The sequence below is a fragment of the Orbaceae bacterium lpD04 genome (assembly GCA_036251935.1).
Classification (GTDB): domain Bacteria; phylum Pseudomonadota; class Gammaproteobacteria; order Enterobacterales; family Orbaceae; genus Orbus; species Orbus wheelerorum.
This window is the reverse complement of sequence record CP133967.1, coordinates 1,364,124-1,387,136: the sequence shown is the minus strand read 5'-3', so window position 1 is coordinate 1,387,136 and position 23,013 is coordinate 1,364,124. Positions and strand designations below refer to the sequence as shown.

The 23,013-nt window shown below is 34.9% G+C and carries 19 protein-coding genes; 5 read left to right on the top strand and 14 right to left on the bottom strand.

The annotated features are described in order from the left end of the window. Window positions 1-94 precede the first annotated feature (94 nt). Window positions 95-370 (top strand): hypothetical protein, encoded by a 276-nt coding sequence (locus tag RHO14_06355; GenBank protein ID WVD72423.1) that lies wholly within the window; start codon window positions 95-97, stop codon window positions 368-370. A gap of 119 nt (window positions 371-489) precedes the next feature. Here the strand turns inward: RHO14_06355 and RHO14_06350 are convergent, their stop codons facing one another. The 6 genes from RHO14_06350 to matP form a co-directional block, all read right to left on the bottom strand. Beyond that, window positions 490-1,467: a glucokinase gene (locus RHO14_06350; GenBank protein ID WVD72422.1), complete on the bottom strand. Its 978-nt coding sequence runs from the start codon at window positions 1,465-1,467 to the stop codon at window positions 490-492. Window positions 1,468-1,567: 100 nt separating this feature from the next. Next, complete coding sequence (locus tag RHO14_06345) at window positions 1,568-2,854, bottom strand: MFS transporter (GenBank protein WVD72421.1); 1,287 nt, start codon at window positions 2,852-2,854, stop codon at window positions 1,568-1,570. A gap of 188 nt (window positions 2,855-3,042) precedes the next feature. Beyond that, a complete protein-coding gene (gene corA, locus RHO14_06340) occupies window positions 3,043-3,987 on the bottom strand; it encodes a magnesium/cobalt transporter CorA (GenBank protein ID WVD72420.1) in 945 nt (314 codons plus the stop codon). Window positions 3,988-4,034: 47 nt separating this feature from the next. Beyond that, complete coding sequence (locus tag RHO14_06335) at window positions 4,035-5,006, bottom strand: LysR substrate-binding domain-containing protein (GenBank protein WVD72419.1); 972 nt, start codon at window positions 5,004-5,006, stop codon at window positions 4,035-4,037. 44 nt (window positions 5,007-5,050) lie between these two features. Beyond that, window positions 5,051-7,663: a type I DNA topoisomerase gene (gene topA / locus RHO14_06330; protein ID WVD72418.1), complete on the bottom strand. Its 2,613-nt coding sequence runs from the start codon at window positions 7,661-7,663 to the stop codon at window positions 5,051-5,053. Between the two features lie 42 nt (window positions 7,664-7,705). Further along, window positions 7,706-8,164 carry a macrodomain Ter protein MatP gene (gene matP / locus RHO14_06325; protein ID WVD72417.1) on the bottom strand — a complete coding sequence of 153 codons (459 nt, stop codon included), beginning with the start codon at window positions 8,162-8,164 and terminating at the stop codon, window positions 7,706-7,708. Window positions 8,165-8,344: 180 nt separating this feature from the next. On the opposite strand from matP, the gene RHO14_06320 reads away from it, so the two are divergent. Next, window positions 8,345-10,075: an amidohydrolase gene (locus tag RHO14_06320; GenBank protein ID WVD72416.1), complete on the top strand. Its 1,731-nt coding sequence runs from the start codon at window positions 8,345-8,347 to the stop codon at window positions 10,073-10,075. 136 nt (window positions 10,076-10,211) lie between these two features. Then, a complete protein-coding gene (locus tag RHO14_06315; GenBank protein ID WVD72415.1) occupies window positions 10,212-11,567 on the top strand; it encodes an APC family permease in 1,356 nt (451 codons plus the stop codon). Window positions 11,568-11,860: 293 nt separating this feature from the next. On the opposite strand, the gene RHO14_06310 is transcribed toward RHO14_06315, so the two are convergent. The 5 genes from RHO14_06310 to RHO14_06290 form a co-directional block, all read right to left on the bottom strand. Beyond that, window positions 11,861-12,877 (bottom strand): ABC transporter permease subunit, encoded by a 1,017-nt coding sequence (locus RHO14_06310; GenBank protein ID WVD72414.1) that lies wholly within the window; start codon window positions 12,875-12,877, stop codon window positions 11,861-11,863. A gap of 3 nt (window positions 12,878-12,880) precedes the next feature. Beyond that, complete coding sequence (potH, locus tag RHO14_06305; GenBank protein ID WVD72413.1) at window positions 12,881-14,065, bottom strand: putrescine ABC transporter permease PotH; 1,185 nt, start codon at window positions 14,063-14,065, stop codon at window positions 12,881-12,883. A 33-nt stretch (window positions 14,066-14,098) separates the two neighbouring features. Further along, the gene (potG, locus tag RHO14_06300; protein WVD72412.1) at window positions 14,099-15,235 is read right to left on the bottom strand and encodes a putrescine ABC transporter ATP-binding subunit PotG; all 1,137 of its coding nucleotides are present in this window, start codon (window positions 15,233-15,235) and stop codon (window positions 14,099-14,101) included. Window positions 15,236-15,328: 93 nt separating this feature from the next. Next, the gene (locus RHO14_06295; protein WVD72411.1) at window positions 15,329-16,462 is read right to left on the bottom strand and encodes an extracellular solute-binding protein; all 1,134 of its coding nucleotides are present in this window, start codon (window positions 16,460-16,462) and stop codon (window positions 15,329-15,331) included. A gap of 311 nt (window positions 16,463-16,773) precedes the next feature. Next, window positions 16,774-17,247 (bottom strand): YbjN domain-containing protein, encoded by a 474-nt coding sequence (locus RHO14_06290; GenBank protein ID WVD72410.1) that lies wholly within the window; start codon window positions 17,245-17,247, stop codon window positions 16,774-16,776. Window positions 17,248-17,553: 306 nt separating this feature from the next. On the opposite strand from RHO14_06290, the gene RHO14_06285 reads away from it, so the two are divergent. Continuing rightward, a complete protein-coding gene (locus RHO14_06285; GenBank protein ID WVD72409.1) occupies window positions 17,554-17,826 on the top strand; it encodes a GrxA family glutaredoxin in 273 nt (90 codons plus the stop codon). Between the two features lie 41 nt (window positions 17,827-17,867). Here the strand turns inward: RHO14_06285 and tsaB are convergent, their stop codons facing one another. Continuing rightward, window positions 17,868-18,563, bottom strand: a complete 696-nt coding sequence (gene tsaB, locus RHO14_06280) for a tRNA (adenosine(37)-N6)-threonylcarbamoyltransferase complex dimerization subunit type 1 TsaB (protein WVD72408.1) — start codon at window positions 18,561-18,563, stop codon at window positions 17,868-17,870. Between the two features lie 27 nt (window positions 18,564-18,590). Then, window positions 18,591-20,495 carry an ATP-dependent DNA helicase gene (locus RHO14_06275; GenBank protein ID WVD72407.1) on the bottom strand — a complete coding sequence of 635 codons (1,905 nt, stop codon included), beginning with the start codon at window positions 20,493-20,495 and terminating at the stop codon, window positions 18,591-18,593. A 489-nt stretch (window positions 20,496-20,984) separates the two neighbouring features. On the opposite strand from RHO14_06275, the gene RHO14_06270 reads away from it, so the two are divergent. After that, the gene (locus RHO14_06270) at window positions 20,985-21,971 is read left to right on the top strand and encodes a glycosyltransferase family 2 protein (protein ID WVD72406.1); all 987 of its coding nucleotides are present in this window, start codon (window positions 20,985-20,987) and stop codon (window positions 21,969-21,971) included. Here RHO14_06270 and RHO14_06265 read toward each other — a convergent pair. Further along, on the bottom strand, window positions 21,958-23,004 hold the full coding sequence (locus RHO14_06265; GenBank protein WVD72405.1) for a glycosyltransferase family 9 protein: 1,047 nt from the start codon (window positions 23,002-23,004) through the stop codon (window positions 21,958-21,960). The genes RHO14_06270 and RHO14_06265 overlap by 14 nt on opposite strands. Window positions 23,005-23,013: the final 9 nt, after the last annotated feature.

The following is a 23,013-nucleotide window of genomic DNA, read 5'->3' as shown; positions in this document are numbered from 1 at the left end:
TATATTGACCAGTTTAATATAAAATGCTAAATTGCTGTATATAAAAACAGTATGTTGATATTTACTGCTCACACAACAATAAGGAGTAATGGCCATGACATGTGGTACGATTAATACTTCAGCGCAAAATATTCTAACGGTTATTCCAGCAACTTATCAGCTAAGTTATCCGTCTAAACGCTACTTTATGCAAGAAGAGTTAGCGCATTATAATACCAATAGACTAGATGAATTAATTCCCGATGAGATCCTTGAACAGTGTTTAGCTTTGGTTTATGCAATGATAGAAGTGCAACACCAAGGGGTTCGAGAATCGTTAACACTAGTATTGCAAGAACGCTTACAACTATTACAAGATAAATTATCTTAGTGCTATCTTATAACTAAGCAGTTATTGGCAAGTTTAACTTGCCAATTGTTGTTGAAAGGCGAAAATATCGTATAATTTTCGTTATTTTTTTGTTGTAAGCATATAGTTTAGTGTAAAAATTAGTTTTTTGGCTTCTGCTCAAGGTACATTCCTGCACCAAGTAATCCAGGATCAGAATGCGTAATCACATAAACTGGTATGGTTTTTAGTAATCGCCCCATCCGGCCTTTCGTTTCAAAGTTATGTCTAAAATCTGATTGTTTAAAAAATTCAAGAAAACGAGGTACGATCCCACCAGCAATATAAACGCCGCCACGGGTATTAAGTGTAAGTGCTAAATTACCACCAAAACGGCCCATAAAAGCACAAAATAGGGTTAGTGTTTGTAGCGATAATTGACAGCTTTTATCAAGTGCCTGTGCGACAATATCACTTGGAGATATCTCTTTTTTATCTTGATTTGTGATTTCAGCTAAAGCTTGATAGATATTGACTAAACCACTACCTGATAAAAATCGTTCTGCTGATACTCGGCCAAATTTATTACGCAGCACAGATAAAACCTGATCTTCATGGGCATTAATCATCGGTAGCTCAACATGGCCACCTTCGCCAGGTAAACTAAGCCATTGATTAGCTGCATTAATTAGATGAGCAACACCTAAACCGGTGCCAGCACCATAAATTGCAACAGGATAATTCATATCAGGCTCTTTGCCACCAATTTGACATTTGTCTTGCTCTTTTAGCGCAGGCACTGACATGGCAACAGCAGTAAAATCATTGATCACTTCTAGCTGCTTTAAACAAAGTGATGATTGCAACTCGCTACGTGAAAACTCTATGTGGTTATTTGTCATAGCAATTTTATCGCCCTCAATTGGACAAGCTATAGCAAGGCAAGCACGCTCAACCTTAACGCCACATTGCTCTAGGTAGTGTGTAATTAATTGGGGTAAACGCGTTTCATCAGTAATAGTATATTTTTCGATATTTGATAATGTTTTTGTCGCTTTATTATATAAAGCAAAACGGGCATTAGTACCGCCAATATCTGCAACTAATAGCTTTTCCATCTCTCGACCTTGTTCAATCATAAGACTAAAGCCACTATTTTATGGCACAAAAATTTTTACTGCAATGCAATAATGTTGTGTCAATTAATAATGGCTACCTTTGAATAATTTATTATGGTAGTTAATTAGCAAATTGGCTATCTTTCGTTTCTTTAATTAACGCAATAGCAATAACACTAATTAACGAGGTGACTGATACATAATAGCCAACCCAAACCAAACTACCTTGTGCAACTAAGTAATTAGCGATGATTGGTGCAAGTGATGCCCCTAATATTCCGCCAACACTATAAGCGACAGATGAGCCAGTATAGCGCACATTAGTTGGAAATATTTCTGGTAATAAAGCCCCCATTGGTGCAAAGATGATCCCCATTAAAAATAGCTCTAAACTTAAAAAGCTTAAGATAAGGAGATCAGAACCACTCGTCATAAACATCGTCATCAAAGTGCCCGATATTGCGGTACATAATAAGCCAATGATTAGAACTGGTTTTCGTCCGTATTTATCGCTTAATAGCGCAGAAATCGGCGTTGCTATCGCCATAAAGACAATTGCAATACAAAGAAAACTTAAAAAGCTATCTTTAGCAATGGCTAAATATTTAGTGCCGTATTGCAGTAAAAAGGCGGTAGTAATATAAAATAACGTATAGCAGCCAACCATTGAAAATGAGCCTAAGATTACGGCTTGCCAATGGTATTTAAACATATTAATGACTGGCATTTTAACCTGTTTTTTAGCCGATAATGTTTTTGCAAAAATTGGGCTTTCAACAAGCTTTAAACGAATATAAAGACCAATAATCACTAATACCGCACTTAAAATAAAAGGAATACGCCATCCCCATTGTAGAAATTGTTCATTCGATAATGATAATGTTACTATTAAGAAAACCGCATTAGACATCAAAAATCCAATTGATGGACCCAATTGCGGGAACATACCAAATAGTGCTCGTTTACCTTTAGGTGCGTTTTCAGTCGCCAACAATGCAGCGCCGCCCCACTCCCCGCCAAGCCCAAGACCCTGCGCTAAACGTAAAATACATAATAACAGCGGAGCCCAAAAACCAATCGAACTATGGCCAGGTAATAAGCCAATTAATGTTGTTGCAAGTCCCATCAATATTAATGAAAAAACTAAGGTTGATTTACGACCAATCCTATCACCAAAATGACCAAATAACATGGCACCAATCGGCCGTGCAATAAATGCAATACCAAAGGTTGCAAAAGATTGTAGCGCTTGCGCTGATGGTGAGCTATCAGGAAAAAAAACCGGTCCAATAACTAATGCAGCGGCAGTTGCATAAATGTAGAAATCATAAAATTCAATAGCAGTGCCAATAAAGCTTGCTAATGCAATACGAGATGTTGAATTAACGGCTTGATGATTTACATCCATGAAAAATAACTCCAATATTTTTATTATCAAATAGTGGGGAATTATAAAGTAGTCAATGAGGTTTTGTTATGAAAAAAACAAAATATCATAGTGCTAATGATGATATAAGCGCTGGCTTATAATAATTAATTGCAGCGCTATTGAAATTAGGATCTTGAACTGCTAAAAAATAGCTTAATTTATAAGAACTATAACCATTTTTTTAGTTTAAAGTAGACATAAGGTGCAAGGCCGGCAACTAGCATAAGACCTAATGCCATAGGATAACCATAGTCCCAATGCGTTTCTGGCATAAAATCAAAGTTCATACCATATGCTGATGCAACCACTGTTGGCGGTAAAAATACCACAGATACTACCGAGAATATTTTAATGATCCGGCTTTGCTCGATATTAATAAAACCTGTCGCGGCTTGCATTAAGAAGTTAACTTTTTGAAACAATGATTCATTATGCGGGATCAGTGATTCAATATCGCGAATAACTTCACGAGCTTGATCTAATTGATTATGCGGCATTTTGGCTCGTCTAATTAAGTAGTTTAAAGCGCGCTGGCTATCCATCAAACAGAGTCTAACTTTCCAAGCAATATCTTCTATCTCAGCAAGTTTTGTTATTGCTTCATCATAATGCTCTTGAGCTTCACGGTTCATGATAATTAGGCTAAGTTCTTCAAGCTCACTATAGATATTTTCAATTTCATCTGCCAATTGTTCAACTTTTACCTCAAAAAGATCGAGTAAAATCTCATAAGCATTACCATCAACCATTTCTTGATAGCGTGAACGCATACGATATAAACGAAAAGCAGGTAAATCGCGCTCTCTTAAGGTAAATAATCGACCGTTATTAATCGTAAAAGCGACGGTTGAGTTACCAGCTCTATCTTCAGCATCAGCAAAGAAGAAAAAGGAATGGACATGTAAGCCTTCTTTATCTTCAAAAAAACGTGCTGAAGCCTCAATATCATCTAGTTCAAAACTCGTGGCTAAATTTTGGCCAAGCTCAGCCAAAACAACTTCGCGATCAATTTCCTCAGGTTCGATTAGATCAACCCAAGCGGCACTATTAATATCAACATCATTATTAATTTTCGCTAAGTGTTTATTATTTAATTTAAACGCATTAAGCATAAGTGCCTCTTCTTTTTTTCTATGATAACAAAACGGCGCATTATAACCTACTTCACCATTAATTTCACACCATTAAACATCGTTAATATTTGATTATTATTTGTACACGCTATAGCTTGATTAACCATTTTCTTATCTAAATGTGCAGAAAATTGATAAATAAAATCATACATGTAGTTTCGTAAATATAAGGAACGCAAAAAAACAATATAAGTCGTATGATACGAAAAGATATGGCTTGCATTTAATATTACTAAGTCTTGATCATATTGTTCATCTATTGCCATTTTAGCAATAACACCAACGCCAGCACCGAGTTTAACGTACGTTTTGATTAAGCCGGCATCTGCTGTATTAAAAACAATATTAGCAGACTTACCCGCTTCAATAAAGGTTTGCCCAATATCGGTTCCATCTTTAGTTGAATCATAACTAATTAATGGGTACTGGACTAATTCATCTAGTTGAATAATTGTTTTGTTAGCTAAAGGATGTTCTTTCGTAACGACAATAGCATGATTCCAATGATAGCAAGGTAGAGCTATCATTTCATCATTTAAATTACTAATGTCAGTCATTACTGCAAAATCGGTAACCCGATTTTTAAGATTACTAATACTTTGAGCTGCATCACCTTGCTCTATTTTTAAAGCGATTTCAGGATACACTTGCATAAATTTCTGGATCACTGATGGCAATGCATAACGGGCCTGAGTATAGGTCGTTGTGATCGAAAGTGTACCAAGATTGGGCTTGGTAAACTCTTGAGCAATGACTTTGATATCGTGAGTTTTATTAAGAATATCTCTGGCAACATCAATTATTTTCATGCCAATTGGTGTAATGTCTGATAAGTGTTTGCCCGAGCGCAGAAAAATTTGTACTCCGAGTTCTTCTTCTAATTGTTTAATCTGTTTGCTGATCCCCGGCTGTGAGGTATAAAGCTTTTCAGCAGTCAATGAAACATTAAGCTCATTATTGGCAACTTCAATAATATAGCGAAGCTGTTGTAGTTTCATTGCTGCCTTCTCCTAGCCATCAGATATTATTCAATATTCAATATTCATTTTTTACTATTGACCCATTTACCATCAATGTAGTTCATGACCCAACCAGTAGACTTACCATTAACTTCTGATGTGACGTATTGTTGCTTATTTTTACGACTAAAACGAACTATAGCATCATTGCCATCAGGATCTTTTTCTGGCGCCTGCGCTAAATAAATAAATTTATCAGATAAACGATCTTCAAAGCGTTTAAGCTCGGCAACTGACGGGGTTCTTGTCTCTCTAGATTTAGGGAAATTATGCGCTGCGAGGAAAATACCTGAAGCGCCATCACGAAGTACAAAATGCGCATCTGATTTAGTACATTTTAGTTCAGGTAAATCAACCGGATCTTCTTTTGGTGGCGCAACATCACCATTTTTAAGAATTTTACGGGTATTTTTACACTCAGCATTAGTGCATCCCATATAGAGGCCAAAACGCCCTGATTTAAGATGCATTTCACTGCCACATTTATCGCACTCAACAACCGGACCTTCATAAGTTTTAATTTTGAAAGTGCCTTCTTCAACGATAAATCCATCACAAATAGGATTGTTACCACAAATAAGAAGTTTATGGCTATTGTCAAGCAGGTAACTATCCATCGCAGTATGACATTTAGGGCAGCGCTTACGAGCCCGTAAGGCTTCTGTCTCAGCGGTGCTATTTTCGCTATCATCTTCTAAAATATTGAGTGCTTCGTGCTCTGGAATTAAATTAATGGTTTGTTTGCAGCGTTCTTTCGGCGGTAAACTATAACCAGAACATGCTAAAAATACGCCCGTACTCGCGGTTTTTATCCCCATTTCACGCTGGCAATTTGGGCATTTTACCTCTGGTGTTAAGACTAAAGGATTTAACTGCATGCCCCCTTCATTTGGTTCTTTTTCAGCAACATCAAGGTGAGATGAGAAATCTGCAAAAAAGGTATTGAGTACGTGTTTCCAATCATTCTTTTTATTCGCCACATCATCAAGCGTATCTTCCATGCGGGCGGTAAAGTCATAACTCATTAAATCATTGAAATTTTCACTTAATCTATCTGTTACTATTTCACCAATTTTTTCAGCATAAAAACGTCGACTATCAAGCCTTACGTAACCACGATCTTGTATTGTTGAAATAATCGTTGCATAAGTTGATGGACGACCTATTCCGCGTTTTTCAAGCTCACGAACTAAAGAGGCCTCATTATAACGAGCGGCTGGTTTAGTAAAGTGCTGCGTTGGTGTTAAGGTTAGTAGTTCCAACATTTCATCAATTTTAACTGCCGGTAAAATTTTATCGTCATTATTTTTCATTAATTGAGGTTGTACTTTTGTCCAACCATCAAAGCGTAACGTTCTACCTTTTGCTTTTAAGGTAAAATTACCCGCTTGAACACTAATTGTTGTAGAACTGTACTCAGCCACCGTCATTTGACATGCTACAAACTGGCGCCAAATAAGTTGATATAACTTACGCGCATCTGATTCTAGATCAGTTAAGTGTTCACCTAGTAATGACACGTCTGAAGGGCGAATTGCTTCATGCGCTTCTTGTGAATTTTGTTTACTCGCATAAAAATTAGGTTTCTCAGGCAAATATTTTTTACCAAATTCTTTTTCAACATAGCCTCTAACCATATTTAACGCATCTTGGCTTAAATTAGTTGAGTCTGTACGCATATAAGTAATATAACCAGCTTCATATAGGCGCTGAGCTAAAGTCATGGTCTTTTTAACCCCAAAACCAAGCCTTGTACTTGCTGCTTGCTGTAGTGTTGAAGTAATAAATGGCGCGGTAGGATTACTTTTAGTTGGCTTTTCTTCAATATTTTTAACTTGATATTGGCAATGATTTAACTCATCTAATGCCATATCAATTGCAACCCTATCTTTGGGTTCAAATGCTTTATTTTTAAAATGGGTCACTTGCATGGCAAGTTTATCTTTCGCTTTAGTTTTAAGATCAGCATAAAGATCCCAATACTCTTGCGGAATAAAGGCATGAATTTCACGTTCACGCTCAACAACTAGCGCAACGGCAACGGATTGAACTCGGCCGGCCGATAATCCTCTAGCCACTTTTTTCCATAATAGTGGTGATAACATAAAACCAACGACTCTATCCATAAAACGGCGCGCTTGTTGGGCATTAACACGATCTATGTCAAGTAAACTTGGCTTTTTAAATGCATTTTGGATTGCAGCTTTAGTAATTTCATTAAATACTACACGGCGATATTTTTCGTCCTCACCACCAATGACTTCTTTTAAATGCCAAGCAATGGCTTCCCCTTCTCTATCCAAGTCGGTCGCGAGATATATAGTGTCTGCATCTTTGGCGAGTTTTTTTAGTTCAGCAACAACCTTGCTTTTACCAGGTAAAATCTCATAATTTGCCTGCCAGTCATGATAAGGATCGACGCCCATACGATCTACAAGCACCTGCTGCGGTGAACGTTTTACTTTTTTGCCAGTTGCTTTTTTTGTCTCTTCAGATGTACTTGTAGACTTATTACCGCTAACAGGAAGATCGCGGATATGACCAATACTCGATTTAACAACATATTCTTTACCAAGATATTTGTTAATCGTCTTTGCTTTTGCTGGTGATTCCACAATAACTAGGGATTTTCCCATGATTCTTACCTATATTTTCAATATAATATATTATTTAACTTTCTACTCTTTAGTATCAAAAAGTAAAGACATTAAGTCATCTTTAATTGTTGAGACTTTATCAGCGTATAACTCTTTTTGTTCCGCATCATCAATTAGTTGAATGATAATTTCTGATAAAGTGACGTTACGGCGTTTAGCTAAATTCGCTAAACGCTGCCAAACTAAAAATTCAAGATCGATAGACTTTTTACGAGTATTTTGATGCTCAGCATTAAAATGACGTTTTCGTCTTGCTCGAATGGTTTGTTTCATTCGATTATCTAACTCAGGATTTAAGTGCTCAGTTATCCAGTCCGCCACTTTAGTCGGATTATGCTCTAAAGACAATAATTGTTGTATGGCATTTTTGGCTTCACTTCTTTCAAGATGACGGGTAATATCTTCACCTTCTTGGTGTTTTTTAGTTAAGTACTTCCATTTCCAACCATATTCTAAATTTTCTAACTGTTGATATTTCATACTATTTTCTTAGTGACGCTGTAACTTAGGCGTTATATTTAACACTGTTTTTTACTAAACTCAACCTATTAATTATTTTAATTAAGAAAACAGTAAAATTTTGCTTGTCAGACACCATAAATCTGCTATCTTCTCTTGTCCATTTTTTTCTTCAGTCAAATGTTACAAGGAATGTTATCAATGGTAACGGATCATTCTTACGCAGAATCAGTTTATATCAATGGTTATATCTATACTGCCGATAGTAAAAATACAGTTTGTGAGGCTATCGCAATTGCTGATGGCTATATTATAGCGTGCGGCTCGACTTCGCAAATTAAATCATTGGTCAATCAAGATACCGATATTATCGACCTACAAGGTAAAACGATGCTTCCAGGTATCATTGATGCCCACTTACATCCTTTTTGGGGCGGTATGCAGCTATCTGGGTGTCACCTTGATTATGCAAGTTTGACGGTTGAAGATACATTAACGAAAATTCAAAATTACTTAGACCGCGATCCTTGTAATAGTTCTAATGACTGGTTACAAGTTCGTGGTTGGCTACGCCAAGAAGTCTTACCATTAGGTACCGATATTACCCGTGCAGATTTAGATCGTCTGCAAACAGCAAGGCCGGTTATTTTATTCTCGAATGATTGCCATACATTAGTTGCCAATACTCGTGCTCTTGAAAAATTCGCTTTAGATCGCAATACGCCAGAACCTAAAGATGGTAAAATTGGAAGAACGGCAGATGGTGAGCTAAATGGAATTTTAGAAGATGCCCCTGCAATGCGAGCATTTGATAGTATTCCAGCATTAAATGATAAACAAGCAATTGAAGTTGCAAAATTAGTTCAGCATGAATTAAATAAACAAGGTGTTACAACAGCTATGGATGCAAGGGCTGCTGAGCTGCAATTTAATGCATTTAAAGCACTTTCTCATCAAGATAATTTAACTATCCGATTATTTGGCGCTGCCGAAATTACGCCTGATGATGCAATAACGCCGTCAGACATAGTTAAATCTATTCATAAAGTTAAGCTATTTGCAGAGAGTTATAGTGATACAAAAGCACAACCAAAACCTGGATTAAAAATATCATTAGTTAAATTTTTTGTTGATGGTGTTTTGCAAGCACCGTTAATGACCGCCTCATTATTAAAGCCTTACCGCATCAATCAAGGATCTTTTGAACAACCCAATTTTGTTGAGTCAAATCGCTTAGGTGATCTTTATTATGATAATGCTATTTTAGCGCAATTAATTATTGCAGCGAGTGAAGCTGGATTTAATCCTCATATGCATACCGTTGCTGATGGCGCAATTGAAACGGTACTTAACCATATTCAAACTATGCGTGAGCAATATCCACATTTAAATCACATTCGACCTAGCCTTGCACATAATGAACTTGCCGCACCCCATCAATATAAAAGGTTTGCCGATCTCAATGCGATTGCCACAGTTTCATTTCAATGGGCTGGGCCTACAAATGAAATGATGGAACAGTTTAATCTTATGCTTGGTGCTGAGCGTTATAATGACTTAGAACCATGTGCTAAATTTATCGATGCTGGCGCTAAAGTTGCTTTTGGTAGCGACTGGCCAATTGATCCATTAAATGAATGGTATAACTTTAAGGTGGCAATGACTCGCACTGGCTATAGCCATGTTGGTAAAAAGACTAAACGACTTGATAGTGACCGAAACTTGACCATTACAGAGGTGTTAAGGGCTGCAACTATTGATGCCGCATTTATGTTAAGCCAAGAGCAATATATTGGTTCAATTGAGACGGGTAAATTTGCAGATCTTATAATTGTTGATAAAAACCCATTTACAATTTCAGCTGATGAAATTGAACATATTAAAATTATCAAGACTATCGTTGGAGGAAAATTAGTTTATAAACATGAGTAAAACCATAACCAAATGATATATTTTCATCATCAACGGTTAAAAGGGAGTCATCAATATTGATTGACTCTGAACTTGAAGGCATAAAACTATATTAGTAGTTTTTTATTGTTAATCTGGACACAGGAGTAAAAGGTCAATGTCCGCAATAAAAATGAAACGAGTTTTAACCACTCCAGCATTAATTGCGTTTGGTTTAGCTTATATGGTTCCATTAGGAATATTTACGACTTATGGACAAGTAACCGTCATCAGTAATGGGCATTTACCTATTGCCTATGTTATTACATTGATGATGATTTTTTTTACCGCTCTAAGTTATTGTCGCATGGCGAATCGCTTACCGCTTGCCGGTTCAGCTTATTCTTATGTTTTACATACTTTCGGTGGCAAGATAGGTTTTTTAATCGGTTGGGCGCAGATCCTAGATTATCTCTTTTTACCTATTTTAAATTATATCGTGTTAGGACTTTACTTACATGAAGCCTTCCCCGCTATTCCTGCAAGTGTATTTGTTTTAGCATCATTAATTAGTGTTAGTATACTTAATTATTTAGGAATAAGATTAATCAATTCTGTTAACTTTACCTTAATCGTTATTCAATTAATTTTTATTGTGCTTTTTGTCGTATTGGCATTTACTAGCGTTTCACATACTAGCGATTCACTATTAAAACCACTACAATTTGGTTCTGGCCAATTAGGTGGACTCTTTTCGGGAGCAGCAATATTGTGCTTGGCATTTTTAGGTTTTGATGCAATTGCAACCCTAGCTGAAGAGTCTAATAATGCGAAAAAAACCTTACCTAAAGCTATTTTGTGGACGGTTGCTATTGCAGGAATTATTTTCCTTCTCGTTTCATATAGTGCACATCTTGCTTATCCATTATGGCAAGATTTTGTTGGTAACGAAAATATAGCAAGTTTAGATGTTGTTTACCGAGTAGGTGAAATCAGCCATTTCGGTGGGCAATTTATGTATAATTTCTTCCTTGCTGCCTACTTAACTGGTGTTTTTGCTTCAGCAATGACAGCGCAAACCAGTGTTTCTCGTATTTTTTATGCCATGGGCCGTGAAGGTGTACTGCCAAGGCGTATTTTTTATAAAATACATCATCGCTTTCGTACCCCACACTTATCTATTTTATTTGTGGCCGCGTTTTCATTACTATCCTTAATATTACCACTCGACTTAGTCGTTTCGATGATTAGCTTTGGTGCTTTAGTTGCATTTACTTTCGTTAATTTATGCGTAATTAAAAGCTATTTAAGTTCTGAGCGACTATCTATCATGGTACTAATTAAGTTTGGCCTATTACCGAGCATTGGTGTGCTATTATCGCTTTGGTTATGGACAAGTTTAGAAAAAATGGCAATGACAATCGGGGTTATCTGGCTTGCATTTGGTATTGTTTATTTATTAATTATTACTCGCATGTTTACTCGGGCGATCCCCTCACTAAGTGATGATGAAGTAAAAGCACTGATCACTTAATCTTAATTGCAGTTCATTTAATATCTTAGATGAACTGCACTACAAACGCACTATCTCGTTAAAATATTGTTGTAAGGTATTATTATAGTGTAACAATGGATGACAATTTAATACAAATAGATAGATATGACTTGCTTTTCAATGTGCTCAACACACCTTATTAGCTTTAAATAATTAGCGATAGATCCCTATAATTTTGCTTCTTTTATAATTTATATCCTCATGCTACACCGTAAAGAACAGATAAGAAGAAATAAAAAAGGGACTGTTTATGTCCCTTTTAATATCGAAGATTATTTAGCTTTACGCATTTCTTGTTCTCGGCGTTTCTCTCTTTGTCTCATTAATATCCATGAAATAAATCCAATGACAGTTACAATAAGTAAGATAATCGTTGCAAGAGCATTAATGTCAGGACTTACACCAAGCCTTACTTTTGAGAAAATTAACATCGGTAACGTTGTTGCACCAGGCCCTGCCACAAAGCTTGCAATAACTAGATCATCAAGAGATAGTGTGAATGCTAATAACCAACCTGAGATTAACGAAGGAATAATCATTGGTAAGGTAATGATAAAAAATACCTTGAGTGGATTTGCGCCCAAGTCCATTGCAGCCTCTTCAATCGAACTATCTAACTCGCGCAGCCTAGCACTGACGACAACAGTTACGTAAGCCGTACAAAATGTCACATGTGCAAGCCAAATTGTAATTGCACCTCTATCTTGTGGCCAACCGATCAATTGCCCCATCGCTACAAATAAAAGCAATAATGCTAAACCAGTAATTACATCGGGCATAACGAGTGGTGCCGTTGTCATAAAAGAGAATAAATTAGAGCCTTTAAAGCGCCTAAAACGCACAATTACATAAGATGCTAAAGTGCCTAATATAATTGCGGCTGTCGCAGAGGCTGCAGCAATTGATAAGCTTAACGCAACCGCTTTAAGTAACGCTGAGTTATCAAGTAATTCACTATACCATTTAGTTGAAAAACCAGCCCATACCGTTACTAATCGCGAACTATTAAATGAATAAATAATTAACATTAACATCGGAATATATAAAAAAGAGAAACTTATAAACAAAATAAATTGTTTAAGCCCTCTTAAATATAAGGCCAGCATAATTATCGCCGTTACAATAACAGTAAAAATAAGTACGCCTAGATAAAATTCAGCATACTCAATTGGGCTAAATATAATATCAAAACCCGTTGATGAAATTAATACGGTTAAAATAAATGAACCGATTAATGTACCAATAAATACGAAAAATGATGACCGAACCATAATAGGTAAATTTTTCATCGATTATTTACCCCCTACTTGGCTATTTTGAAATTTATTAAAATAGAATATCGGTATAATAAGAATTGCTAACATTACCGAAGCAACTGCAGAAGCTGCAGGCCAATCACGATTATTAAAGAACTCTAACCACAACTGTTTACCTATCATTAAAGTATCAGAACCACCTAAAAGTTCAGGGATCACATATTCACCTACGGCAGGTATAAAGACTAACATTCCGCCAGCAATCATGCCGCTTTTAGTTAATGGCACAATAATACTAAAAAATGTTTTCAAAGGTTTACAACCTAAATCAAGTGCGGCTTCAATTAACGTATTATCAATTTTACTCAATGATGTATAAATAGGTAATACCACAAACGGTAAATAAGAATATACAATACCAATATAAACCGCTAGGTTAGTATTTAAAATAATCAGCGGCTGATCAATTATACCAAGCCACATGAGGAAGTTATTCAATAAACCGTTATTCTTTAAGATCCCCATCCATGCATATACCCTAATTAAAAAAGATGTCCATGATGGTAGAATAACTAATAATAATAAAATATTTCTGGTTGATTGCTTACATTGTGTTATAGCCCATGCTAGAGGATAACCAATCAAAATACATAAAAAAGTTGAAATACATGCAATTTTTAGGGATTGTAAATAAGCATCAATATAGATAGTATCATCAACCAAATTAAGGTAATTACCAAAATTTAGGACGATATTAAATAATCCATCAGCATAACTAATTAGATTGGTATATGGCGGAATCGCTCTGATCATCTCAGAAAAACTGATCTTAAAGACAATCAAAAATGGTAATAAAAATAACAGTAGCATCCACATATAAGGAATACTCGTTACTAAAAGACGACCATATGAAGTCATTAGATCTGATTTATCTTGTAACTTTTTAATTCGCTTAATCACATAATAAATAGCAATTGCGCCAACTGGAATTAATGTCGGGATAAAAATAATATAACCCGCAATAATCACCCAATATGAGAAACGAGTTGTTTTATATTGTGTTAAAAATAGCCCAACGAAAGAAGTTATTAATCCAAATATCATCGCTGTAAATAATAGATCTACAGCTGTATTGGAAAACGCACCACTGTTAGTAAAACTAACGTAGCAACCTATTAAGACGAATACATTAAATAAAACACAAGACCCAATGATACGCACTGAGAGCCTCCTATTATCAAACGGGAAAATATATTATTCCGTTAATACAACACAACTATCAACATCCCAACTTAGGTACATATCATCTCCCCATGTTGGCATCCCTTTTCGATAACGATCTTCGTTTTGCAATTGAGCAATAATCGTTTGTCCACTATGTAAGCGAACGTGATAAATAGAAAGATCACCTAAATATGCGATATCAGCCACTTCACCAACAGCAAAGTTATAACCATCTTGAGGGATTTCTTCACATAAACGAATTTTTTCAGGTCTGAGTGCTACCATAATAGGTACACCTTCAGCGGCAGGGGAATCGTAATCAACTTTAATTGGATGTTTGAGCATCGGGCAATTAATCACTAAACCATCTTCTAAGGTTTCTTGTAAAATTCCTTCAAATATATTAACCGAGCCAATAAATTCAGCACTATAACGACTATTAGGGTGTTCATATAGTTCTTCTGGCTCACCAATTTGTACAAATTGGCCTTTATTCATAATAGCAATACGCCCAGCCATTGTCATTGCTTCTTCTTGATCATGGGTTACCATCACACAAGTTGCACCAACTTGTTCTAGAATTGATACGACTTCTAGTTGCATGCGATCACGTAGTTGCTTATCTAAAGCGCCCATTGGTTCATCAAGTAATAGTAATTTTGGTCTTTTAGCAAGGCTACGAGCCAGTGCTACACGCTGACGCTGTCCACCGGATAATTGATGCGGCTTTCTTTTACCATATTGTTCCATATGGACTAATGTTAGCATCTCTTTCACTCGCTGATGAATTTCGTCAGCCGGTAAGTTATCTTGCTTAAGCCCAAAAGCAATATTTTGTTCAACAGTCATATGAGGGAACAATGCATATGACTGAAACATCATATTTATTGGCCGTTTATAAGGTGGAACAGTTGAAAGATCTTTACCGTCTAAAATAATTTTTCCCGAAGTTGGTTGCTCAAAACCAGCAAGCATTCGTAATAATGTTGATTTACCACTACCCGATGCACCAAGCAAAGCAAATATTTCACCTTCATAAATGGTTAGATTTATGTCATCAACGGCATAATAATCATCATTAAATATTTTAGTGAGATTTTTAATCTCCAATAATGGAGTTATCATCTTCTTTTTAGGCTGAACCTGAACTGTTGCTTTATTGTTCATTAACCTTTTTCCTTATAACAACAAGCCAAAAAAAAGTAGACGGTAGGCTTTAAAAAAGCCTCCGTCTAAGTATTGTAAAGCAAATAGTATTACCTATTTACCTGTCTTAAATTTTGTCCATGTACGAGTAATAATACGTTCAAGTTTCGGATCTTGCACTTTTAACGTAAATAATTTTTCCATTGTTGCATCAGATGGATATACTGTAGGATCGTTTCTTATTTCAGCCTTAACAAAACCATCGTTCGCTGCTTTATTGGCACTAGCAAATTTAACATCATTAGTGACTTCGGCTGCAACTTGCGGCTCTAAAATAAAATTCAAAAATGCTAATGCTTCATCAACATTATCTGAATCTTTAGGGATGGCAAAGGTATCAAAAAATACTAGCGCCCCTTCTTTAGGGATAGAGTAACCAATATGCACGCCATTATTTGATTCATTCGCCCGATCTCGTGCTTGTAAAATATCACCAGACCAACCAAGAACAACACAAATATCGCCATTAGCTAAATCATTAATGTATTGAGAAGAGTGAAAATAACGAATGTCAGGTCTTACTTTTGATAATAAATCATAAGCTGGGCCAGTATAGTCTTTAGCATTCGTACTATTTGGATCTTTGCCTAAATATTGTAATGCACTGGCAAAAATTTCTGTTGGCGCATCCAAAAATGCGACGCCACAGTCTTTAAGTTTATCCGCATATTTAGGATTAAATACCAATTCCCAGCTATTAACAGGTGCATCTTCACCTAAACGGGCTTTAACCATATCGATATTATAGCCAATACCCGTTGTCATCCAAACATAGGGAATTGCATATTTATTGTCAGGATCATGCGTTGCCATTAATTTCATTAAATTAGGATCGAGATTACCCCAATTTGTTAATTTACTTTTATCTAATGGTAAATAGATATCTGACTGTATTTGTCTAGCTAAAAAGCTATCTGATGGTGAAACGACATCAAAACCTGAATGGCCAGCCATTAATTTTCCTTCTAACACTTCGTTAGAATCAAAAACATCATAGTTAACCTTAATTCCTGTTGTTTTTTGGAATTGAGAAACAGTCGTCGAACCAATTTGTCCTGCCCAGTTATAGATATTAACTGTTTGATCTTTAGCAATAGCGACTTGAGACAATGCCATTGATAGACCTGCAACGATTGAAAGAATTTTAATTGAAGATTTGCTATTTGATTGATTACGTTGAGCAAACATGTGCACCACTCCCTATCGGGTAATTACATGTTAAACACAATGTCTATTGCTCTAAGGAAGACCCTTAATTAAGCACAATAGACACCCAAATTTTGTCTACATAAGACGAAACCGAGGTAATGGGGTAGATCTAAATTAGACTATATTTAAATGCTACTTTTCTATTACGGTGGCATAACATACCTTATTTTGCAGATATGTCCAATCATAAATTATGAATGGTGATAATTATACAATCAAATGATTGTTTTTTAAACAAAAAAATCAAATTTTAGCGCAAGTAATAAAATACTTTAAATAACAATTATTTATCAATGGAATATATTTGAGGTTTGAAAATGCACTTCATCGCTGAGGTGATTGTTACTATTCAATAAATCACAGTTGTATAACTCACTAATAACTTGTAAAGCCTCCTCTTCTAAACTTGCAAGTGAAAGGCTAAATTGGTTAAATGTCAGTCCTTCAGCTACATGCATAGCGTAAGAGAAAACAATTTTAGGCTCATTATTATCATTCACATCTAAATATACTTTTGTTAAAAAAGTACTTTTATTAATTTGACTCAGCTCGCTTAGCAAACTCATTATAGCGGAGGTTTTAACCTCGGCCTCAATAGATATGATTAATATATCATCAATCAACTCAATTTTTGCATCATGCACACCTTCTATTTTCTGCAGATAAGAAAGATGAAGAGCAGCACAATTATCACATTGATAAAATTCTACATTTAGTTTTTTAAGCCATTGAGCAATGGTAGATAGATCCGAAATTATTATCATAATATACAAAGAGTGCTAAATTTGTCGCTATACTAATGAAAGCATTTTAATAAAGCAATAGCATTCATTCTTATGAATTTTATATAAACTCACATAAATAATTGTTTATTCAATTTACTTAATAGTAAATAACAAGTTAGATGTAACTTTTAAATCGCATTATTGTCACTTAAAATAATAACCTTGCGGCAGCTCACGATTTACAATTAATAGTCAATATCTATTTAAACAACCACTATTAACTGCTTCACTTTTTTCTTAAGTGAAGTATAGTAGTTGGCAGTATTTAAAATAAAGAGGTGTTTAATGTACGCAGTCATTTTTGGGAGACCTGGTTGCCCATATTGTGTCAGAGCAAAAGAGTTAGCTGAAAAATTATCACATGAAAGAGATGATTTTTCTTTTCGTTATGTCGATATCCATGCTGAAGGGATCACAAAAGAAGATTTATCTAAAAGTGTTGGTAAACCAGTTGAAACGGTTCCCCAAATCTTTATTGATGAAAAACCAATTGGTGGATGTACTGACTTTGAAGCTTATGCAAAAGAGAATTTAGGCTTATTTAAAGATCAAGAATAGTTGTTTTTATTCTCACTAAAAAAGGGAAATTTTTCCCTTTTTTATTCCCTTCCTGGTAATTTTTTCCATGTAACTTCATTACGTAAATAGGCTGCCTCAACATCTTGTACCGCAATCAAATTACCATTTATGTATTCTTGCTTTGCAATTATTAGCATATCCTCAGCCTTTGGTAATAAGGTTCCACCATCTTTTAGACCTATCATCATATCAGGATAAGTACTCCAACCAGTACCGGCATAATAAGTAATATTTTCTGTAAAAGAAAAAGAGGCTAAATGATTCGAAACGAGTTCAGGTTTAATAACACACTCTTCCATCATTAATTGCACATTACCCTCATCTGTCACTTGGTAAGCACCTAAATAGACCTCCCCCATGCGAGCATCAATTGCCGTAATAATTCTTGATGCACCTTTTACTCGATAGGCGCCTTGGGCAAGTGCTTTTAATGTCGATACACCAATCATCGGTTTATCAAGCCCCAAGGCTAGCCCTTGGGCAATACCAATACCAATTCTAACCCCAGTAAAACTACCAGGACCTTTAGCAAAAGCTATAGCATCAATTTGTGACAAAGGACAATTGGCTGCCTTTAATAAATTATCAATCATCGGTAATATTTGTTTGGTGTGATCTCTTTGAGATATAGCAAAATCACTACTCAACTCATTATTAAACATCAATGCAACTGAACACGCCTCTGTTGATGTATCTATCGCTAATATATTGGTCATAGTATTACTCGTTAAAAAAATTTTTGATTATTGATTGGTTAAAAGAAAATCAGTAACTCTTTCAATACTTCGGGTTCTTGGTGAAGGTGGTAAACTATTAATAAATATTGAACCATAAGATCTCATGACTAATCGATTATCACAAATAATAATCGCCCCTCTATCTTGATGATGTCGAATTAATCTTCCTACACCTTGTTTTAAAGTAATGACAGCCTCTGGAATTTGTATATCATTAAATGGTTCACCACCTTGCAATAAGCAGTCCTCAATCCTTGCTTTCATTAATGGGTCATCTGGTGAGGTAAACGGTAATTTATCGATAATAACGCAAGATAAAATATCGCCTCGCATATCAATACCTTCCCAAAAACTACTGGTTGCAACTAGTAAGGCATTCCCTTTATCAATAAACTGCTCAAGTAACTCTGTTTTACTCGTTTCACCTTGAACCAATACCGGCAATAATGTTCTTTGCTTAAATAACTTCGCCAATTCATTCATTATCATATATGACGTACATAAAAAGAAACAGCGTCCTTTATTTGCTTCAATCATAGGTAATAATATATCAACTAACTTACTTGCAATATTTTTATCATTTGGTGATGGAATATACCTTGGTACACAAAAAATAGTTTGGTTTGCATAATCAAAAGGGCTTTCTAAAATTAAAGATGCGGCATCTGAAAGCCCAAGTCGCTTAGTAAAATAGTCTAAATTATTATTTACCGATAACGTTGCCGAAGTAAAAATCCATGCGCCTTTTCTCTCTTCCATTAACTGGGTAAATTTATCTGCAATGGACAATGGTGTTACCGCTAAGCTAAAATGGTTACCAATGCATTCATACCAATAGCTATAACCTGTCACGGTTAAATTTAATAGACGCAACAATAATGTTTGATATTGATTTACACGTTCGAAGCAATTATCCAAAGTTGATGAGCGGCCAATATGTAATTGCAATACTTCTTGACAAAAGCTGAGTGCATTTTTTAGATAATCAATTTCAGCTTTGACTAACTGATGATGTAATAAGTCGCGTAAATTGCCTTTACTGCTGATATTACCAATTACAATGCGTAGATCCTGAGTACATTTTAGTAATTTATCTGCACATTTTTGAAGCTGCGCAGCATCACGAACTTCGGTATGATAGCAAAGCGATATTTCTTTTGCCAAATCAAATAGTTGACGACTATCTAATTGTTGGCCAAAATATTGGCACGCTAAATCAGGAAATTGATGCGCTTCATCAAAAATTAAGACATCAGCTTGAGGAATTAACTCACCAAATCCAGTATCTTTAACAACAATGTCAGCAAGAAATAAATGATGGTTTACAACGACAACATCGGCATTAAGTGCTCGCCTTCTCGCTTTAACTACGTAGCAATCATCATACTGCGGACACTCACTGCCTAAACAATTATCGTTAGTACTTGTTAAAATAGACCATATAGGATTGTTTTCAGTAACAAATGAACACCGACCGATATCACCATCCAAAGTTTTAATCGCCCACTGCTTAACGCGGGTTAAATCGACTTGCATTGTTTTCGATAATTCACCACCAGCGCCACTATTGTTGGCAAGCCTTTCTAAACAAAGATAATTAGACCGCCCTTTTAATAAGGCAATTTTACCTGAAAACTCTAATGCTTTTTTTATAATAGGTAAATCTTTACTATAGAGCTGATCTTGAAGATTTTTAGATCCGGTGGAAATGATGACTTTTTTACCGCTACGTAGTGCTGGCACTAAATAAGCAAATGTTTTACCGGTGCCGGTTCCTGCTTCAACGACAAGTGGCTGGCTATCATTAATGGCCTGCTTAATTTTTGCTGCCATTTTTTGTTGTGCGTCTCTAGGCGTAAAATCCTTTATTGCCTTAGCTAGCAAACCATCAGGAGCAAAATCGTCAACCACAAATATACCTACACTATCGAATTAATTATATTATTATGCCTGATTATTATTAAAATAGAAAATAGAGACCTAATTTTAGGCTCTAAGATATCAAAAATAGTATTAATTTTATCTGCGAATCAAAATTTTAATGATGCAGATCAAATTTAGACCCAAAAATCATTTAAAAGTTGCTCTTTATTAAACCTATCATATTCATACATAAAAACGATTATCTTTAACACGATATTTACACTATTCTCGTAATTGGAATACATTCTATTCCTTTTTTTTCATCATATTGCCCAATGTTTATTGGGCCTTTTTTTGAATGTTAGAATTTTTCTTAGTGAATATATCAATATTAATTATCTAATGACTAAATTCTTATCATAATAGCAGTAAACTATTCCGATGATTATGTAATATTAACAATTTAATCTATATTCATACCTCTCTATCAGTTAAAATAGGTTCTAAATTAAGAATATTGAATAATAGTTAACGTCTATGAACAATCTAAACCACCTTATTTCAATTATAATTCCCGCATATAATGCTGAAGAATATTTAGCAAAAACTCTTGAGTCTGTCTTCAATCAAACTTACACAAATATTGAGGTTATTGTTATTAATGATGGTTCTACCGATAAAACTCAAAGAATATTATTAGAAATACAAAAAGATGAACCTAGGCTAAAAACTTTTTCGCAATCAAATCAAGGGATCTCAGCAGCCCGAAATACCGGCATAAATCACGCCGTTGGTGAATTTATCACGTTTATTGATAGTGATGATATATGGGATATCTCTTTTCTAACCAAAATGATGGACCGCCAACAGCAAACAAAAGGTAATGTAATTTATTGTGGTAATGCTGATTTATCAAATAAAGGGATTCGTCCGAGAATCAGTGATTTTCGTGAACAAGCAAATTTACAGGGTTACCTAATACAAAAATCGTTACTACATATTGGCTGCTTATTGATAAAAAAATCATTCCTAAATGAAAAAAAGCTAAGATTTAATACAAACCTTAAAACAGGTGAAGATATTGTATTTATCTGTACACTATATTGCTTGACTGATGCCTTTAGTGTCCCAGAATATTTATACAACTATACCCACCGAGATGGTTCAATTATGCACCGACCATGGAATAAACAAGATTATTTTAATGATCTTAGTGCTTGGGAGGAACTCGAAAACATAATCAAAAACACTTATCAAAATAAGGATAGAGAAGAAGTAATTACACTTATTGAAGCTAAAATTGTCTATTATAAATTAAGATTACTTTGGATTTTATTATTAGCAGGCCGTAATCAAGACCTGCAATGCTTAATTGATAATAAATTTCTAATTTACTCGCCAAATATACTTTCTCACATTCCTCGAAAGTATGCTGGAATAAGAAGAATAATTATAGAGTCTCGCAGTAAATGCCTTTGGGCACTCGTAAAAGTGATTCATCGTAAAAAAGTTAATTTAATTTAATAGTTTCTAGTTGAATTTCATTGATATTATTCTGATAATAATAAATCGAAGCATTGTCGGCATTCATTGGCATCCACTTATTATATGGAATAGGTGAATTAGCTGCCATATAAAATGCAATGATTGGTTTATTAAATGCAGAAGCTATATGGACGATTGACGTATCTGGTGTAATTACCTTATAAGCATTACGGATCAATTCAATTGTGTCAAAAATTGTTTGAGTATTTTCATACATCAAATATTGGTCCTTAGGTAAGGATGATTTTAATTCTTGGGTTACTTTGGGATAGGTTAGAACAAGTATCGTTTTATCAGGATAAGCTTCTTTTAATTTAGCCAACCATTCTTGTTGTCGCTTTGATGAAAATTGTCTATGTTTTGCTGCCCCAAAAAAGTTAATTGCAATATAGCTATTTGATAAATGTTTTTGACAAAAATCACGTAATTCATTTCTAACTGGTATATTTGGAAATGAGAAATAGCGATTTATATTTTTTAATCCTAACATAATTAACGCTTTTTCATAATCAAGCGTTATATGTTCATTATTAACAGCAACATTAAAATTGAAAAGTTTTAAGTGTCTTTGATTATACCCGATATTAATTGCTGAGTTAGCACTTCGAATTAATACGATGTCTCGATTTCGAAGTGCCTCAGTTAGATCGAATATAACATCATAATTTTCTTTAGCTACCTGCCGGCCCACTTGCCAAAATGGCACTAAGGCTCTTTTAGGTACCACATATATTGAATCAATATAAGGATCACTACGGAATAATGCTTCAGTTTCAGATGCAGCAACAACACCTATATGAATATTAGGACATTGTTTCTTTATTTCACGATAAACAAAAGAAGATAAAATAAAGTCGCCAATCTTACCATCATGTCGAATGAATAGTATTTTACAATTTGACAAATTCTTTTGATCCCATTTTCTTGATGGTTTTTTATCTAAAATTAATCGACCTAAAAATAAACGAAACTGTCTTAAATATAATTTGATTTTTTTATGCAATTTTTTCATATTATTTTA

Excerpts from the sequence above, each read along its gene's own strand:
- RHO14_06310 (WVD72414.1), bottom strand. The coding sequence starts at position 12,877 with ATGAAAAATTTACCTATTATGGTTCGGTCATCATTTTTCGTATTTATT.
- RHO14_06270 (WVD72406.1), top strand. The coding sequence starts at position 20,985 with ATGAACAATCTAAACCACCTTATTTCAATTATAATTCCCGCATATAAT.
- RHO14_06295 (WVD72411.1), bottom strand. The coding sequence starts at position 16,462 with ATGTTTGCTCAACGTAATCAATCAAATAGCAAATCTTCAATTAAAATT.
- RHO14_06315 (WVD72415.1), top strand. The coding sequence starts at position 10,212 with ATGTCCGCAATAAAAATGAAACGAGTTTTAACCACTCCAGCATTAATT.
- tsaB (WVD72408.1), bottom strand. The coding sequence starts at position 18,563 with ATGACCAATATATTAGCGATAGATACATCAACAGAGGCGTGTTCAGTT.
- RHO14_06320 (WVD72416.1), top strand. The coding sequence starts at position 8,345 with ATGGTAACGGATCATTCTTACGCAGAATCAGTTTATATCAATGGTTAT.
- topA (WVD72418.1), bottom strand. The coding sequence starts at position 7,663 with ATGGGAAAATCCCTAGTTATTGTGGAATCACCAGCAAAAGCAAAGACG.
- RHO14_06265 (WVD72405.1), bottom strand. The coding sequence starts at position 23,004 with ATGAAAAAATTGCATAAAAAAATCAAATTATATTTAAGACAGTTTCGT.
- RHO14_06290 (WVD72410.1), bottom strand. The coding sequence starts at position 17,247 with ATGATAATAATTTCGGATCTATCTACCATTGCTCAATGGCTTAAAAAA.
- potG (WVD72412.1), bottom strand. The coding sequence starts at position 15,235 with ATGAACAATAAAGCAACAGTTCAGGTTCAGCCTAAAAAGAAGATGATA.
- RHO14_06335 (WVD72419.1), bottom strand. The coding sequence starts at position 5,006 with ATGAAACTACAACAGCTTCGCTATATTATTGAAGTTGCCAATAATGAG.
- RHO14_06350 (WVD72422.1), bottom strand. The coding sequence starts at position 1,467 with ATGATTGAACAAGGTCGAGAGATGGAAAAGCTATTAGTTGCAGATATT.
- RHO14_06345 (WVD72421.1), bottom strand. The coding sequence starts at position 2,854 with ATGGATGTAAATCATCAAGCCGTTAATTCAACATCTCGTATTGCATTA.
- RHO14_06355 (WVD72423.1), top strand. The coding sequence starts at position 95 with ATGACATGTGGTACGATTAATACTTCAGCGCAAAATATTCTAACGGTT.
- matP (WVD72417.1), bottom strand. The coding sequence starts at position 8,164 with ATGAAATATCAACAGTTAGAAAATTTAGAATATGGTTGGAAATGGAAG.
- RHO14_06285 (WVD72409.1), top strand. The coding sequence starts at position 17,554 with ATGTACGCAGTCATTTTTGGGAGACCTGGTTGCCCATATTGTGTCAGA.
- corA (WVD72420.1), bottom strand. The coding sequence starts at position 3,987 with ATGCTTAATGCGTTTAAATTAAATAATAAACACTTAGCGAAAATTAAT.